Source organism: Shewanella mytili (assembly GCF_046765975.1).
Classification (GTDB): domain Bacteria; phylum Pseudomonadota; class Gammaproteobacteria; order Enterobacterales; family Shewanellaceae; genus Shewanella; species Shewanella mytili.
The window spans coordinates 115,566-130,634 of the sequence record NZ_JBKOUD010000002.1; the positions used below are offsets into that span (position 1 = coordinate 115,566).

Sequence of the window (15,069 nt, forward strand, 5' to 3'; positions counted from 1 at the left end):
GTAAATAAAAATCCCGTCCCCTGTAAATGCGGTAATTAAGACTTGTTCTCCACAAAACCGATTAAATCTTCCAGCACCCGCTTTTTGATTTCCAGTTGTGCATCAGCCGGCAAATCGTATTTGGCGGCCAGTTGCACGTAATCCTCATTGTTCAGGGACACGGTCAGCCGTGGTCGTTTGGGGCGTTTGGCCACGTTCAGGCCAAGGATCATGCGGATTTGATCTGAAGGGCTGACCCCCCGATCCAGTGCGGCTTTGCGGATGGAGTACTGAAAGCGCTCATCCAAGTCAAAAGCCACCTGGGTGGCTTTGGCCGCTTTTTGGTTTTGTAACCATTTTTCTGGAAACGGGTGGTCTTTACTCATGGAATGCTATTCTCCTGGCCAATAATCTCGAATATCAGAGAGTGGACGATAAAGCGTTAACAGCACATCCGTATCGCCGTCCTGATAGACTTCAATATCAACGGCCTTGTCTTCTTCACCATTCATCAGGCTATAGGCTTCGAACGCTTCGCCAGGATTACTGTCGGTAAACTGCGGCGGTTTGCCTTGACGATAATCCTGCCGGTGAAAATAACCAAACTGGGCAAACGTGACCTGATGGTACGTTTGTGCCAGCCATTGCTCATGGGATGCATTGGCATCCGTCAGCGGTTGCGGACTCAGGCTGGCGTTGCCCGGTGCGTCAAAAATTTCAGCAAAAGCGTCCAGATCAAACAGTGTTTCCACTTGGGCCCGGGTGAGTTTGATTGAGAATGTCAGCCAGGTGTCATCATCCTGCTCCAGCCCCATGTAGATGGGCTCCGCAGAGTGCCCTTTAAGGACGAACTCAGGGGTGTGACTGTGCTCGTACTCATAGGTGTTGATGGCTTCAACCCGTAATTGCTGCCCCCGCAATTGGGGGGGCAGGGCAAAACTGTCATCCAGCGTGATCATGTCACCCACGCGCAGATCCATCGGATGCTTGAGCTGGCGTACTGCTTGCTCGTCTTTACCGAACAGTTTACCGAAAAAGCTCATAGATTATGAACCTTTCTTCGCTTTGAGGCGTTCCAGAATGTCATTGGCGGAGCTTTTCTGCTCACCAATGCCTGCTTCGGCCAGTTTGGCTTTCAGTGATTTGTCACTGTTTTCGCCTTCCAGTTCTTCAGCGGCTTTCAGGCGGTCGTCAAATTGTTGCTGACGGGCCTTGATGCGCTCCAGCGAGTCCTTGGCATTGAGCAGCTTGGAATTGCTGGATGCAAAGGAGTCGGTAATGGTGGCCGTGGCTTTCTGGACGCTTTCCGTGGTTTTGACCATGGACAGCTGGCGCTGGTAGTCGGCCAGTTGGCGTTCGGTTTTTTTCACCAGATCTTTCAGGCGCACGGCATGGGCGCTGAAATTAGCGTTGGCGGTCTGCTGTTCTTCCAGCTGCTGTTCCAGTTCGGCAATTTTCTGGGCCACTTCCAGTGCCAGTGCTTCATTGCCCTTGGCCAGGGCCTGGGTGGCATAGCCTTCATGTTCGGCAATGGCGCGTTTGAGGCGTTCCACTTCGCGGGCGGCCTGCATCTCTTTGGCCATGACATCCGTGAGTTCACGTTTGGCTTTGGTCAGGTGTTTTTCGGCATCGCGGATCTCTTGCTCGAAAATCCGGGTGGCATTGGCATCCACAATGCCTTGGCCGATTTCGGTAGCACCACCGCGAAAGGCGGTCAGAATCTTGTTCAAAATACCCATGAGTAGGCTCCTTATTTCAAATAGTCGGCCATTTCGTCGATCACTTCCAGACAGTTGTCTGACAGTACCGACAGTTCTTGCTCGATTTCCAGCACGCTGGCGTCCAGGGACAGCGCGCCGAACAATACATATTTGTCATCAATCTTGGCGAATGAGGATAGCGGCATGGGGATGTTCAGTCCCAGCATGGTTTCAAACATCTCGGTGCGGCTTTCCTGCTGTACTTCATTTTCGCCCCAGAGGTAGCTGATGCACAGGATCTGGTTTTCAGTGACCGATACAAAAATCGGTATCTCTTCACGGCCAACCACGTTGACTTGCAATACTTCCACATCTCCATCAATGGGATAACAATCAAAGCGTTGCCCCGTTGAGCTGTTATCACCAAGTTCATTGAGATGGTTGGCAATGGTGTGAATATTCATTCTTGTCCTCGCTGACATATTATGTCCGTGATTAAAGATAACACCAAGACATATTATGTCAAGGGTTATCTTGCCTTAAAATGTCGCGACGCCCTGACTGTCGCTCCATGCCTGCAGATGGTAGTGATACAGCTGCAGAGACCCAATGGTGTTGGGGTTGATTTGTGCACTTTTTGCATAAAAATGGTTCGGGAACTCAAACGCGGCCCGGATAAGCCCGGGGGTCAGCCAATCATCCGCTACGGGCAACTGCTGCAGTGTACTCAGGCGCTGGCGCGGCGTTTTGCCGCTGAGGGTGCCGATGGTCCAGCCCCACTCGCCAAAACTGGGTACATTGTGATGGTACTGATCAATGTTAAAACCTGCCAGTGCCAGGGTCTTGCCAATGGAGATGAAAGCCTTTGTGGCATGGTATGGCGAAGTGGACTGGATGCCTATGGCGCCATCTGCGCTGAGCAGCTGGGCCAGTTTGCGGTAAAACAGGCTGGAATACAGTTTGTTGAGATCCGGATGGGACGGGTCGGGCAAATCCACAATGATGGCATCGTATTTCCGTTGCTGCTGGATAAGGGTATCCACCCCGTTAAAGGCATCATTAAACAGCACCTGTACCCGGGGATCGTTAAAGGCGTTGCCGTTCATGGCCAGCAGTGCACGGGCGAGCCGTTCCGGCATATCCTTGGGCGGCTGTTTGAAAAGGCCGATAAGCTCCTTGTCCAAATCCAGCAGGGTGACCTGCTCTGGCCGCCATTTGTATATCTGGCGCAGTGCCAGCCCGTCGCCACCGCCAATCACCAGGATTTTCTGGTGGCGGGCACTGGCGGCCAGCACCGGATGCACCAAAAAACCATGGTAGATATGCTCGTCACTGGAGGAAAACTGCAAACGGCCGTTGATGTACATGGAATACACGGGCGGCAGTTGATTGCCCATCAGGCGTTCGGTAAAGGTAAGCTGCTGAAAACGGGTGGCTTTGCTGTAGATGACGTTGTCTTTGTACAGCAGGTTATTGAAAGACTGCTCCCACAGCGGCCCTTTAACGGCCAGCAACAGCAGCAAGCCCGTGGCCAGTACATGGCCTGCCAGTAGCCAGTGGGCATGACGGATGCGCCTACGGAAACGCAAAATGAACAGCAAGCCTGCCAGCAGGTTGAATCCGGCGGTGAGCGCTGCGGCCAACTGAGTGTCCAGTGCCAGCATGAAGGCCACCCAAATGGCGGCGCCAATGCCGGCACCAATGTAATCCGCGCCATAAATGGTGCCCGCATTATGCAGCAGGTGTTCATCGCTCAGCTCCTGGCGCACCCGGGCAATGAGCGGGATTTCCATGCCAATCATCAGCCCCAGCAGTATGCCCCACAGGTAAGGCAGGTAGACGGAGATGGCCTGAAACGTGCCGATAAAACCGTGATTGGGCAGCTGATCCGGCGCCAGCTCCAGGGTTTGGGCAATCAGTTTGGGCAGCTCGTGTCCAAACCCGATAACAGCGGCGGTGATTAAAATGGCCAGCGAGCCGAGTAATGCCACACTCAGCTCCAGCCGGGCAAAACCATCAAAGGCGGAGCGGATTTTGCGGGCGGCAAAGGCGCCAAAACCCATGGAAACAATCATCAGGCCAATCATGGTGTAGATGGCGGCTTCCAGCGCGCCCAGAATGCGCCCGGCATAATGGGACAACAGGTATTCGTAAATCAGTCCGCAGGCAGCCAGAATGCCCATGATGCCCAGCAGCAGCAGGTCATCCAGGCGGCTAAGGCCGTTGCGGGTGACAGTGGATGTGGCGGTATTCACGGTTATGCCATCAGTCCTGTGAGGATGAGCGCAACAGCGATGCTGATGGCCATTTCCACCGATGCCAGCCCGATATTGAGCTGGCGCTCCACTTCATCACAGAGATTGATTTTGGCCAGCACCAGCCATTTGACAATTTTGATAAGCAAGGTGAGCACCAGCAGCATGATGATGGAAAACAGCAGCCAGCCCAACAGATTGCTTACATAGGCGGTGGGTTCATAATCCATGAAATGGCTGGCGGCATTAAAACTCAGCCCCATGGCAATCATGCTGCCGGCATGGCGCAAGGCCAGCGCCGTGTTGCCTTCCATGAGCGCCTGTTGCAAGGATGCCCCCTGATTGCGGCGGGAGAAGGCCACTTCCAGCCCCCGGGTCAGTAGCACCAGCATCAGTTGGGATACGGCAAAGGCGCTGATAACCGCAATGAGGGTATTCAAGGTCAAATCTTCCGCCCACAGCAGCACGGCGCGGATAACCAGGGCCGTGGCAATGGCCGCTGCCGCATCCACAATGGCCACCGAAGTGTTGCCTTTGAGCACCTGGGCGTCCTTGTCAAACTGATTCAGGGCGATTTTATCGTGCAAGAAACGGCCGAACTTAATCAGGATCAGGCCGCAAATGCCATAGGCACTCATGCCGATGGCTTCTTGCAGGTAAGTATGAGCGGCTGCACCGGTAATGGCGCCGGTGAGTACAATCCCCAACGCGGCCACCGCGCCGGCGGTGCTGATACCGAAAGCGAAATTATCCCGCACGGCCAGCTCTTCATTGCTGTTGACCTTTACGCTCCAGCCCTGCATATAGCGCATCAGTGCCAGTAGAATCACCGCTATCCCAAGATCGATGGCAAGTATGCCCGCCAATTGCGATGTGATGCCGAATTCCTGAAAAAATGTCATCTTGATTCCTTTACTGTTGCTATTTACTTACCGCGACTGATGCCACGACTAGTGCGGAAACCCGAGTTGCGAAAACTGCTGTCTTTCGCGTAATTGGAGCGAAATTTACTGCCTCCGGCTTTAGGGCTCTGTTTGGGCGAGCTCACGCTCTGGCGCGACAAGGCGCTGGCACCGGTACGGGATTTGGCATAGGGGCTGTCAAAGCGCTTGCCCTGGGAGTCAAAGCGTTTTTTTGTGCGCTGATAGAGCTGATCCTGGCTGCTGGCTTGTTTGGGCGAGGTGTAGCGATAGCGTCCCACATCGTTGTAGTAACTGTAATCCCGGGAGCGTGACCAGTTATCGTAATAGATGGGGCGGTTGAAAATGTTGGAGAACATGGCGTACATGCCATACCACTCCCAAAACGACACGCCATTGCTGCCGGTTGTCCACTGCCCGTAGGACGGATTGCCCACCAACTGTTTGCCGGGGCCAAAGTCTTCCGCCTGGTTGGCCACGGTTGACGATTCCTGGCTGATGGCATTAACCCTCGCCAGCTTGCCATCGGACATATCTGCCACCACATTGACCTGATCCGACAGCATGTCGTTGTACTGGCTGGGATCGGTGGCCTGGTAGATATTTTGCAACTCCTGCAGCTGCTCATCGAGCCCCGGGAAATTGCCGGCGTTTGCCGCATCCTGTAACCGCTGTTTCAAGGCGCTGAACATGGGCCCTTGGGGCGTGCTGTCTTTGGCCATTTCATTTAACAGGGGTTTGAGCTGGGGGCGTTCGGCACTGAGTATTTGACTGTATTGTGCCAACAGCATGGCATTGCGGATCTGTCCGTCATCCAGTTGCCGGGCCAGTTTTTGCAAGCGCTGACTGTCTAATTGCTGTAATTGGGTGATTTTTTCCGGGCGGTCATCACCACAAGCGGTGAGTGACAGCAACATGAGCACTGCGACAATACGGGTGAGTATTCCTGCCATGTTTTCTCCATCATAAGCGGTTGGGTCGGCATCGGGCAGATATTGCCACAAACATAGGCCGGGCCGTCAAGTTGGTGTAATCTGTTCCTCAGGCAATCGGGTCTGTTAACCGGGCGTTGCCTGCCGGCGTAGGATCTGCCTGCCCAAGGCAAGCCATAATGGAGCTATCTATAACACCTTTGACATAATATGTCGAACTAAAAATCATATGTTGGGAGCAATATGGGGACAACCACAGGCGGGGCAACGCCTTATCATCCACTTCTCGAACAAGCGGCAGAAAAACACCGGGAACGACTATACAGCCGCTGGCCAGAACTTGAGACAGGGTTGACCCCAGAGCAGCAACAGGCGCTGCATCAGATGTTGGGGCTGAGCGATTTTGTCGCCGAGCAGTTACTTATCCACCCTCAGTGGCTTGACGAGTTTTTCCGTGAGGATTTTGCCAAACCGGAGCGGCAATTTTTTGGTGAGCAACTGCGCCATCTTTTGCAGGATGTGAGCGATGAGGAAACCGCCAAAGCCGTCTTGCGCCGTTATCGTAACAAACAGATGACCCGCCTGGCCTGGCGCGATTTCACGGGCAGGGCGCCGCTGGAAGCTTCATTACTGGATTTGTCCGTACTGGCCGAGGCGTTGATTATCGCGGCCCGTGACTGGTTGTATGCCGCCATGTGCCAGGATTTGGGCACCCCCTGCGACAAGGCGGGAAATCCCCAGCCGTTGATGATCCTGGGCATGGGCAAACTCGGCGGGCGGGAGCTGAATTTCTCCTCGGACATCGATCTTATTTTCACTTTCCCCGAACACGGTGAAACCCATGGCGGGCGCCGTACATTGGACAATCAGCAGTTTTTCATCCGCATGGGACAGCGATTGGTCAACCTGCTGGGGCAGGTGACAACCGATGGCTTTGTTTTCCGGGTGGACATGCGTTTACGGCCTTACGGCGACAGCGGGCCGCTGGTGGTCAGTTACAGCGCACTGGAAGATTACTATCAGGAACAGGGGCGGGAATGGGAACGCTATGCCATGGTGAAAGCCCGGGCGCTGGGCCCCTGGACGGAGTTTTCCGATCAATTGCATGATTTGCTGCGGCCTTTTGTGTATCGCCGTTATATCGATTTTTCGGCAATTGACTCCTTGCGGCGGATGAAATCCCTGATTGCCCAGGAAGTGCGGCGGCGTCACTTGGTGGACAATATCAAACTGGGCGCCGGTGGCATTCGCGAAGTGGAATTCGTGGTGCAAAGCTTTCAGCTGATCCGTGGCGGGCGGGAGCCAGATCTGCGGGTACAAAACCTGTTTACTGCCATCAGTACCCTGTACGAGCTGGGCCAGCTGGATTACACTGCGGTGGAGCAGTTGCGCCAATATTACTGTTTGCTGCGACGAGTGGAAAACCTGTTGCAGGCCATTGCCGACAGGCAAACCCAGACGCTGCCCGATAATCCGCTGGACTGGCAACGCTTGTGTTTTGCCCTTGGCATGGAAACCCCGGCACGGCTGCGTGAAGCCATTACGGTGGCCATGCGTGGCGTGCACCGGCATTTTTGCGCCACGGTTGGCGGGGAAGAAAGCTGCGATGCCAGCCATGACAGCTGGACCGTGCAGTTATGGAGTTGCCAAACACCGGAAATGGCCCAGTCCATGCTGGCCGAGCACGGCATTGAAGATGCCGAATTTGCCCCGTTGCTGCGCCATTGGTGCGACACCATCAGCCATCGCAGCATTGGCCCCAGAGGCCGGGAAACCCTTGATAAACTCATGCCAAAGCTGTTGGAGGAGGTCGGGCTGCAACAAGCACCCTCCCGAGCCTTGAAACCCGTGCTGGGCGTGCTGGAGCAAATCCTCACCCGTACCACTTACCTGGAATTGCTGTATGAAAATCCCGGTGCCCGGCAGCAGTTGATCAGCTTGTGCCTTGCCAGCCCCTGGATTGCCACCGAGCTGGCGCGTTTCCCGGTGTTGCTTGACGAACTGATTGACCCGGCGCACTTGTATAACACCACCTCCCTGGATGATTACGCCAGCGAGCTGCGCCAGTACCTGCTGCGCATTCCCGAAGATGACATGGAGCAGCAGATGGAAGCGCTACGGCAGTTCAAACTGTCGCAACAGCTTAAAATCGCCGCCGCTGATGTCACCGGGGTGTTACCGGTGATGGAAGTGAGCGATCACCTGACCTTTCTGGCAGAAGCCATTATTGAACAGGTGGTGCAACAGGCCTGGCGTCAGGTGACCGAGCGGCACGGCGTTCCGGCTGGATTACCGCAAGGGCAAACCGGCTTTGCAGTGGTGGGATACGGCAAGCTGGGCGGCATTGAGCTGGGTTATGGCTCTGATCTGGATTTGGTGTTTCTGCATACCGGCAATAGCGGCGTCACAGATGGCGCGCGGCCACTGGATACCGGCTATTTCTACGTGAAGCTGGCTCAGCGCATTCAGCATCTGTTTACCACCCGCACCATGTCCGGCACCTTGTATGAGGTGGATTTGCGCCTGCGACCGTCCGGTGCCTCCGGCTTGCTGGTGAGTACCATTGACGCTTTTGCCGATTATCAATTCAATGAAGCCTGGACCTGGGAGCATCAGGCACTGGTGCGGGCGCGTTTCATTTATGGGGACAATCCGCTGGCACAGCGCTTTGCCACCATCCGCAATCAGGTGTTGCAACAGCCCCGCAACCTTGGCGAGCTGGCCTCGGACGTGCGCAATATGCGCCAGAAAATGCGCGATCACCTGTTAAAGGCGGCCGAGGATGTGTTTGATCTTAAACAGGGTTCTGGCGGCATTGCCGATATTGAATTCATTGCCCAGTATCTGGTGCTGGCCCATGCCCATGAGTATCCTCAATTGTGCATGTGGTCTGACAATGTGCGCATTTTCGAAACACTGGCCGATTTGGAATTGCTGCCCACCATGCAGGCACAGTTGCTGACACAGGTATACTGCCAACTGCGGGATAAAAATCACCGGCTGACGCTGGCGGAAAAACCGGGGCAATTGCCGCTGGATGCCGTGAGTGCCCCCATCGGGCAAGTGAGCAAGATTTTTGAACAGGTCCTGCAGCCCCAAGCGGTAGCAGGTCAGTGACTGCATCATCAGATGACAGAGGGATATTGCCAAGATGATTACAAATAGCCGTGCCCCTTATGAGAGCTTTTGTTGGCACTCTGAGATTTTTGCCTGCGACAGCAACGACTTGCAGCAGTTTGACGAACTACTGCTGCAGGAAGTCGAACGGTTGGGCATGAGCCTTAGGGTGCTTGGACATGTGGACGGACATCCCTTGCGGCTATTGCAGCCACCGGCGGCGGATGCCCAGTTGCCGTCCGTGTTAATCAGTAGCGGTTTTCACGGCGAGGAGGCCGCCGGCCCTTGGGGAGTGTTGCATTTTATGTCATCGCTCACCGAGGAGATATTCAGCCAGCTCAACCTGACATTGCTGCCCCTGGTGAATGCTACCGGCTTTAGCAAGGGACACCGTTTTAACATGTACGGTGAAAATCCCAACCGGGGGTATTTGCCGGTGGCAGACCCCAGCATTGGTCCGTCAGTGGAAGGCAAATTGCTGCTGGCTCACGGCCAGATATTGCAGGGCGCCAGCCGCGATGGCATCCTGACTTGCCATGAAGATGTATTGCTGCAGCATACCTACGTCTACACCTTTGAACCACGGCAGCAACCCGGCGCCTTCAGTGAGGGCTTGTTGTCGGCACTGACCCATTACCTGCCCGTGGCCGAGGCATCCCGCATTGATGACTGCCCGGTACAGGATGGCATCATCTTCAACCATTTTGACAGCTCCTTTGAAGCCTGGCTGGTGCGTAACGGTGCCAGAAACGGCGCCTGCAGCGAAACTCCGGGACAAGCCAATTTCGATCAGCGGATACTGGCTAACAGCGCGGTGATGACACAGTTCATCAGCAGCTTTGTGTCGCGTTGACATCTTCAAAAATGGCACTGGCGCATAAGGGGGCCAGTAACCCCAGAAACCTGGGGAACTCCTGATTTACCAAGGGTTCCCCAGTGCCACAGGTCAAGGATTAATGCGGGTAGGCACGCCGCTGCGGTCATCCAGTACCCGTTTCAAAACATGTGACTGTGTGTCGCCATGGGCAATGAAACGGCTGATGTTGGGGGTGAGTTGCAACACGGTGGGCGCGGTGGAATTGAACTCTTCTTCCGTGCGTGACAGCGGGTTGTGCACTTCAAGCCAGCGGCTGCCATCAGGTTCCAGCGAGGTTTTGATGGGCTGGTTCACAAACTGAACCCGGGTCCCCAGTGGTACGGCGTTAAACAGGTTCTCAATGTCATCATTGCGCAGCCGCACACAACCATGGCTGACGCGCAAGCCAATGCCAAAATTCGCATTGGTGCCATGAATGGCATACAAACGCCCCAGATACAGCGCAAATTGCCCCATGGGATTATCCGGGCCTGCGGGCCAGACGGCGGGCAGGGTTTCGCCCTTGGCGGCATATTCTTTATGCATGGCGGCGGTGGGCGTCCAGGTGGGATTGGCTTTTTTACGCTGGATTTTGGTCACCCAATTCTCCGGCGTGTCTTTGCCCAACTGGCCAATGCCGATGGGCAGGATTTCAACGGTTTTGCCATGTTTCGGATAATAGTAAAGGCGCATTTCGGCCACATTGATCACAATGCCGGCCATGGGGGCGTCAGGCAAAATCAATTGATGGGGGATCAGCAAGGTGCTGTGGGGTTGAGGCAAAAAAGGGTCCACCCCGGGATTGGCTTCCAGCATGTTGGTCAGCCCCAGCTGAAACTCGTCGGCAATGCTCTCAAGGGTCAGTTTTTGATCCGGCACCACATAATATTCATTGTGTCCCACCAGACGGCTGCCTTTGGGTGGCAGGGGATATTCAAGGGCAAATGCATGGCTAGTTAATATCAGCAGCCCTGATAACAGGGCTTTTTGGAACAAATTACGCATAGGATTTTTGGCCTTCACCTACAGAATGTGACTGCTATTTTGACAACCGGAAGCTGGCATCCTTCCTTATTTATTCTGGAATTTCAACCAAGAGGCGCATTTTAGTGAAAAATCCTCTTGGCCCAAGGCCGCAGCACTGCTCTTAAAGGCCATGCCTTGGGGGTTACTCATGTGCTTTTAGCCCCCGCTCGCCCATTTCCTGACGCTACGTGTTAGCGGAGGATGGCACTGCGCCGCAGTGGCTAGGGTGCGCGCCGGGTGTAACCTTGTATGATCCTGGGTACATCATCCACCACATCCAGCTGCATCAGCTCAGCCACCGAAAGCTGATGTTGCCGGGCATAGTCCTGGAGCAACATGCTGCCCAGATAATAGCCAATGGCGGGGTATGGTTTGAACGGCATTAAATCATCAATGTTGCCCCGGGGGCTGAACCAGGCGCGGTATTCCCGGTATTTTTCCTTATCGTCGCGGGCTTCCTTGACGGTTATCTTTTCCACCGCCGGATACTTTTGTAACAGTTCATCAAAAGAGGGCACCCCATCCCCCGGCATGTATTCCGGGTAAAAAATCATGGCCTGTTTAAGGGGGGTGCCCACAATCTCACTGGCGGCGTAGTTTGCCAGGCCTTCGGTAAACAGGGTGATGTCGGCAATGGAAATGTCATTGATGTCCTGCAGCTTGCCATCAAAGTCATACCCCAGCATGTTTTGGTGGATAACATGGGTCAGCTCATGGGCAATGAACAAATTGAACAGTGTGTGGTCACTGTTGGAAAAAATACGCGGTGCCAGTTCCAGCCGGGACAATACCGGCACGGAGAGCAGCAGGGCCCCTTGATTTTTGCCAAGCCAAATCCCCTCTCCGCCATTTTGCAGCAAGGGGTCGATATAAATGGTGAGATGCAGGTTTTGCTGCCGGTAATAATTCAAGGTGGTGGCCGCAATGGGCGCCATATGACGCTCCATGTACTGGAAATTGTCAAAAAAGGCTTGCTGATGGGTGCCGATGAACTTGAGGGTACCCAGTAACGCCTTGTCATCCATGTTCAGGTGCTTTTTATAAAATGCGGCAAATTGCGCAATGTATTCCTGCTTCAATCCCTTGAGTTTTTCTTCATCCGTTGCCTGCTGGTATTTGTCCCAGTAAGCCTTAAATGCCGCGCCCCTGTTGCTTATGGTGAGATGATTCTGGGTCATGGCTTGTTGGGCATTTTGAGGGATGGTGCCTGCCAGCGCGGGAAACCCCAGTAACAGAATGCCAAACGTGAGGATGATGTGATACATGGGATTTCATTCCTTTTGCAACAATGTCAGCCGAAGGGTTAAACGTAAGTGGAAAATGCGCTTTTGTAAATTTATGGAATGTATCCAGATTTATCAGGGGTGACCCCAGTCTTTTAAACTGTTGATGAACTGTTAAAAGTTGCTGTTTTTGTCGATGCATTTTTAGTAACTTGGTAAAAAATAGCAAGAAAACCTTAAATTATCATCGATATAATTGAAATATTCATAATATGCTCGGTATGGGTAATGGTGCCCTGTTTTACCCTTGGATCAGGATGCTTTCGGGCATGATCATGGGATGATGAGTTGTCGGGAGGTCGTGTTGGACGCAAACACAATCAACAATATTTTTCTTATTGGCGCCTTGCTAACGGCTGTTAGCGTGTTGATAAGCCCCCTGTCTTCCCGATTGGGGATCCCGATTCTGGTGGTGTTTTTAACCGTTGGCATCCTGGCCGGGGAAGATGGCCCCGGGGGCATCGTTTTCAACAATTACGCCACGGCTTATCTGGTGAGTAATCTGGCCTTGGCCGTAATTTTGCTGGATGGGGGCATGCGTACCCGAGTGGCCAGTTTCAGGGTGGCCTTGTGGCCGGCATTGTCGTTGGCCACCGTGGGGGTGGTGATTACCGCCGGACTCACGGGCATGCTGGCCGCGTGGCTGTTTGAACTTAGCCCTTTGCAGGGCTTGCTGGTGGGGGCCATTGTGGGCTCCACTGATGCCGCAGCGGTATTCAGCTTGCTCAAGGGCCGCAGCATCAATGAGCGGGTGGGGGCCACACTGGAGATTGAGTCCGGCAGTAACGATCCGATGGCGGTGTTTCTCACGGTAACCCTGATAGCCATTTTGGCCAGCAGTGGCGGTGATGAGGTGAGTGCCGGTTTTCTGCTTGTCAGCATCTTGAAGCAATTCGGCTTTGGCGCCCTGTTGGGCTTGGGCGGCGGCTGGGTGATTTGGCGAGTGGTAAACCATACACAGCTGGCAGACGGCCTGTATTCCATTTTAGTACTCAGTGGCGGGTTAATGGTTTATGCCATCTCCAATGCCCTGGGGGGCAGTGGCATTTTGTCCATCTATCTGGTGGGCCTGCTGCTGGGGAATATGGCCACCCGCGGCAAGCACGCCATTCTCAGCGTTTTGGATGGCATGACCTGGTCAGCCCAGATTGGCATGTTCCTGGTATTGGGACTGCTACTGACCCCGTCGGAGCTCAAGGATATCTGGTTGCCGGGATTGATACTGGCGCTCGGCATGATTTTCATTGCCAGACCCCTGGCCGTGTGGGTGAGCCTGTGGCCTTTTCGCAGCTTTCAGCCCCGGGAGCTGCACTTCATCTCCTGGGTGGGCTTGCGGGGGGCGGTACCCATCATTTTGGCGGTTTTCCCCATGATGGCAGGGCTGCCCAACGCCCAGCTGTACTTTAATCTGGCCTTTTTTGTGGTGCTCATCTCCTTGTTGTTGCAAGGGAGCACCTTAACTGCGGCGGCGCGATTGGCCAAAATAACCTTGCCGCCGAAGCCTGAGCCCGTGTCACGTTCGGCGCTGGAGGTGTATCCCACCAGTGAATGGGAGATTTTCGTTTACCGGTTAAAAGCCACCAAATGGTGTGTGGGCGAGTCGCTGCGGCATCTTGCCATGCCGGAAGGCACACGTATTGTTGCCTTGTTTCGCCATCAGGAGTTGATGCACCCGTCAGGCAGCACCCGTTTGGAGGCCGATGACATCGTTTGCGTGCTGGCGCAGGAGAAGGATCTCGGGGCATTAAGCCAATTGTTCAGCGAGGCGCCCCAGAAAAAAGATCTCCCGCGTTTTTTTGGGGACTTTTTCATCGGCATGGATATTCCCTTGCGGGATATTGCCACGATTTACGGCATTACGCTGGATGCGGAGCATCAGGAGATGCACATGGCGGAGCTGGTGACGAAGTATCTTGGCGGAACACCTGTGGTGGGCGATCAGTTCACTTGGCAAGGCATTGGCTGGATTGTGGCGGATATGCAAGAGGGGGCGGTGACGCGTGTGGGGATACGGCTGCCCCCTGAAGAGTAACAAAAAACGGCGCAGCGGCGCCGTTTTTCATGGAAAAACTACCGGTAGAGTGACGGGGTGTCAGCATCCGGCCGGGTTTTGAAACGCCGATGCAGCCACATGTATTGGGGTAGGTTACGGCTGATAAGCTGCTCAATAATGCCATTGCCGCGAAGGGCATCTTCCAGTTCATTTTCCCCGGGGAAATCATCCAGTGGCGGTTGTATGTCAATGGTATAGCCGTTGTCGTCAGCATTACGCTCCACAAAAAAGGGTAACACTTTGGCTTTGCCCAATTTGGCCAAGGTGGTGCCACCGGTAATGGTGGCGGCCTCTTTCACGGCAAAAAACGGAATGAATACGGCGCTGGAACGCCCGAAATCCTGATCGGCGGTATACCAGATAACATCGGCATTGCGCAGGCAACGCACCATCTGGCGCAAGTCCCGTTTGGGGATTAGCGCCTTGTTGGAGCGCAGCCGCCCCTGAACCTGCAGGTATTCCATCAAGGGATTGTTGTGAGGTCGGTATACCCCCACCCCCGGATGAAACTGGCCGAAAATGCGGGCGCCCATTTCCAGTGGCAGACAATGCACGGCAAACAGAATGACCCCCTGGCCGTCATCCAGCGTTTGTTGTACATGCTCTTGCCCCTTGATTTGCATATGGCGTTTGATGCGGGCATCACTCCACCACCAGGCATTGACGGTATCGAAAATCGCCTTGCCGGTTTCTTCAAAATTACGTTGCAGCAAGTGTTGCTGTTGTGCCGGTGTTTTGTCAGGAAAGCACAACTCGATATTACGGCGGGCGGTGGCCAGGCGCTTGCCGGCAAATTTCATGGCCAGGCGCCCGATAACCGCGCCCAGCTTCATTTGCCAGCGCATGGGCAAGAAGGTTGCCAGTTTGGCAAGACCAATCCCCAGCCACAACAACCAGTATCTAGGATGCAGTAACTGCGTTGAAAATTGTGCTTTTTCTACCACGAGG

13 protein-coding genes are annotated in these 15,069 nt (G+C 54.4%); 3 read left to right on the forward strand and 10 right to left on the reverse strand.

The features are described from left to right. Positions 1 to 35: 35 nt before the first annotated feature. The 7 genes from ACIDEJ_RS03240 to ACIDEJ_RS03270 all read right to left on the reverse strand — a co-directional run bounded on the left by ACIDEJ_RS03240 (position 36) and on the right by ACIDEJ_RS03270 (position 5,807). Positions 36 to 365: a hypothetical protein gene (locus ACIDEJ_RS03240; protein WP_411986663.1), complete on the reverse strand. Its 330-nt coding sequence runs from the start codon at positions 363 to 365 to the stop codon at positions 36 to 38. A 6-nt stretch (positions 366 to 371) separates the two neighbouring features. Beyond that, complete coding sequence (locus tag ACIDEJ_RS03245) at positions 372 to 1,022, reverse strand: hypothetical protein (RefSeq protein ID WP_411986664.1); 651 nt, start codon at positions 1,020 to 1,022, stop codon at positions 372 to 374. Between the two features lie 3 nt (positions 1,023 to 1,025). Next, positions 1,026 to 1,718 carry a PspA/IM30 family protein gene (locus ACIDEJ_RS03250; RefSeq protein ID WP_411986665.1) on the reverse strand — a complete coding sequence of 231 codons (693 nt, stop codon included), beginning with the start codon at positions 1,716 to 1,718 and terminating at the stop codon, positions 1,026 to 1,028. A gap of 11 nt (positions 1,719 to 1,729) precedes the next feature. Next, on the reverse strand, positions 1,730 to 2,143 hold the full coding sequence (locus ACIDEJ_RS03255) for a YjfI family protein (protein WP_411986666.1): 414 nt from the start codon (positions 2,141 to 2,143) through the stop codon (positions 1,730 to 1,732). Positions 2,144 to 2,218: 75 nt separating this feature from the next. Beyond that, entirely contained in the window at positions 2,219 to 3,940 is a 1,722-nt protein-coding gene (locus ACIDEJ_RS03260) for a polyamine aminopropyltransferase (RefSeq protein WP_411986858.1), read from the reverse strand. Next, positions 3,937 to 4,836, reverse strand: coding sequence for a DUF350 domain-containing protein (locus tag ACIDEJ_RS03265; RefSeq protein ID WP_411986667.1), 900 nt, complete (start codon positions 4,834 to 4,836; stop codon positions 3,937 to 3,939). Before ACIDEJ_RS03265 ends, ACIDEJ_RS03260 begins: the two co-directional genes overlap by 4 nt. A 23-nt stretch (positions 4,837 to 4,859) precedes the next feature. Then, a complete protein-coding gene (locus ACIDEJ_RS03270) occupies positions 4,860 to 5,807 on the reverse strand; it encodes a hypothetical protein (RefSeq protein WP_411986668.1) in 948 nt (315 codons plus the stop codon). Between the two features lie 222 nt (positions 5,808 to 6,029). Here ACIDEJ_RS03270 and glnE point away from each other — a divergent pair, with 222 nt between their 5' ends. Further along, a complete protein-coding gene (gene glnE, locus ACIDEJ_RS03275; protein ID WP_411986669.1) occupies positions 6,030 to 8,903 on the forward strand; it encodes a bifunctional [glutamate--ammonia ligase]-adenylyl-L-tyrosine phosphorylase/[glutamate--ammonia-ligase] adenylyltransferase in 2,874 nt (957 codons plus the stop codon). Positions 8,904 to 8,937: 34 nt separating this feature from the next. Further along, positions 8,938 to 9,756, forward strand: coding sequence for an N-acetyl-ornithine deacetylase (locus ACIDEJ_RS03280; protein ID WP_411986670.1), 819 nt, complete (start codon positions 8,938 to 8,940; stop codon positions 9,754 to 9,756). 93 nt (positions 9,757 to 9,849) lie between these two features. On the opposite strand, the gene ACIDEJ_RS03285 is transcribed toward ACIDEJ_RS03280, so the two are convergent. After that, the gene (locus tag ACIDEJ_RS03285) at positions 9,850 to 10,764 is read right to left on the reverse strand and encodes a L,D-transpeptidase family protein (RefSeq protein WP_411986671.1); all 915 of its coding nucleotides are present in this window, start codon (positions 10,762 to 10,764) and stop codon (positions 9,850 to 9,852) included. 242 nt (positions 10,765 to 11,006) lie between these two features. Next, on the reverse strand, positions 11,007 to 12,050 hold the full coding sequence (locus tag ACIDEJ_RS03290) for a DUF2268 domain-containing putative Zn-dependent protease (protein WP_411986672.1): 1,044 nt from the start codon (positions 12,048 to 12,050) through the stop codon (positions 11,007 to 11,009). 322 nt (positions 12,051 to 12,372) lie between these two features. Between ACIDEJ_RS03290 and ACIDEJ_RS03295 the strand changes: the two genes are divergently transcribed. Next, positions 12,373 to 14,100 carry a potassium/proton antiporter gene (locus ACIDEJ_RS03295; protein ID WP_411986673.1) on the forward strand — a complete coding sequence of 576 codons (1,728 nt, stop codon included), beginning with the start codon at positions 12,373 to 12,375 and terminating at the stop codon, positions 14,098 to 14,100. Positions 14,101 to 14,138: 38 nt separating this feature from the next. Here ACIDEJ_RS03295 and ACIDEJ_RS03300 read toward each other — a convergent pair whose 3' ends face one another. Next, positions 14,139 to 15,065 (reverse strand): LpxL/LpxP family Kdo(2)-lipid IV(A) lauroyl/palmitoleoyl acyltransferase, encoded by a 927-nt coding sequence (locus ACIDEJ_RS03300; protein ID WP_411986674.1) that lies wholly within the window; start codon positions 15,063 to 15,065, stop codon positions 14,139 to 14,141. Positions 15,066 to 15,069 lie beyond the last annotated feature (4 nt).

Excerpts from the sequence above, each read along its gene's own strand:
- ACIDEJ_RS03240 (WP_411986663.1), bottom strand. The coding sequence starts at position 365 with ATGAGTAAAGACCACCCGTTTCCAGAAAAATGGTTACAAAACCAAAAA.
- ACIDEJ_RS03245 (WP_411986664.1), bottom strand. The coding sequence starts at position 1,022 with ATGAGCTTTTTCGGTAAACTGTTCGGTAAAGACGAGCAAGCAGTACGC.
- ACIDEJ_RS03250 (WP_411986665.1), bottom strand. The coding sequence starts at position 1,718 with ATGGGTATTTTGAACAAGATTCTGACCGCCTTTCGCGGTGGTGCTACC.
- ACIDEJ_RS03255 (WP_411986666.1), bottom strand. The coding sequence starts at position 2,143 with ATGAATATTCACACCATTGCCAACCATCTCAATGAACTTGGTGATAAC.
- ACIDEJ_RS03265 (WP_411986667.1), bottom strand. The coding sequence starts at position 4,836 with ATGACATTTTTTCAGGAATTCGGCATCACATCGCAATTGGCGGGCATA.
- ACIDEJ_RS03270 (WP_411986668.1), bottom strand. The coding sequence starts at position 5,807 with ATGGCAGGAATACTCACCCGTATTGTCGCAGTGCTCATGTTGCTGTCA.
- glnE (WP_411986669.1), top strand. The coding sequence starts at position 6,030 with ATGGGGACAACCACAGGCGGGGCAACGCCTTATCATCCACTTCTCGAA.
- ACIDEJ_RS03280 (WP_411986670.1), top strand. The coding sequence starts at position 8,938 with ATGATTACAAATAGCCGTGCCCCTTATGAGAGCTTTTGTTGGCACTCT.
- ACIDEJ_RS03285 (WP_411986671.1), bottom strand. The coding sequence starts at position 10,764 with ATGCGTAATTTGTTCCAAAAAGCCCTGTTATCAGGGCTGCTGATATTA.
- ACIDEJ_RS03290 (WP_411986672.1), bottom strand. The coding sequence starts at position 12,050 with ATGTATCACATCATCCTCACGTTTGGCATTCTGTTACTGGGGTTTCCC.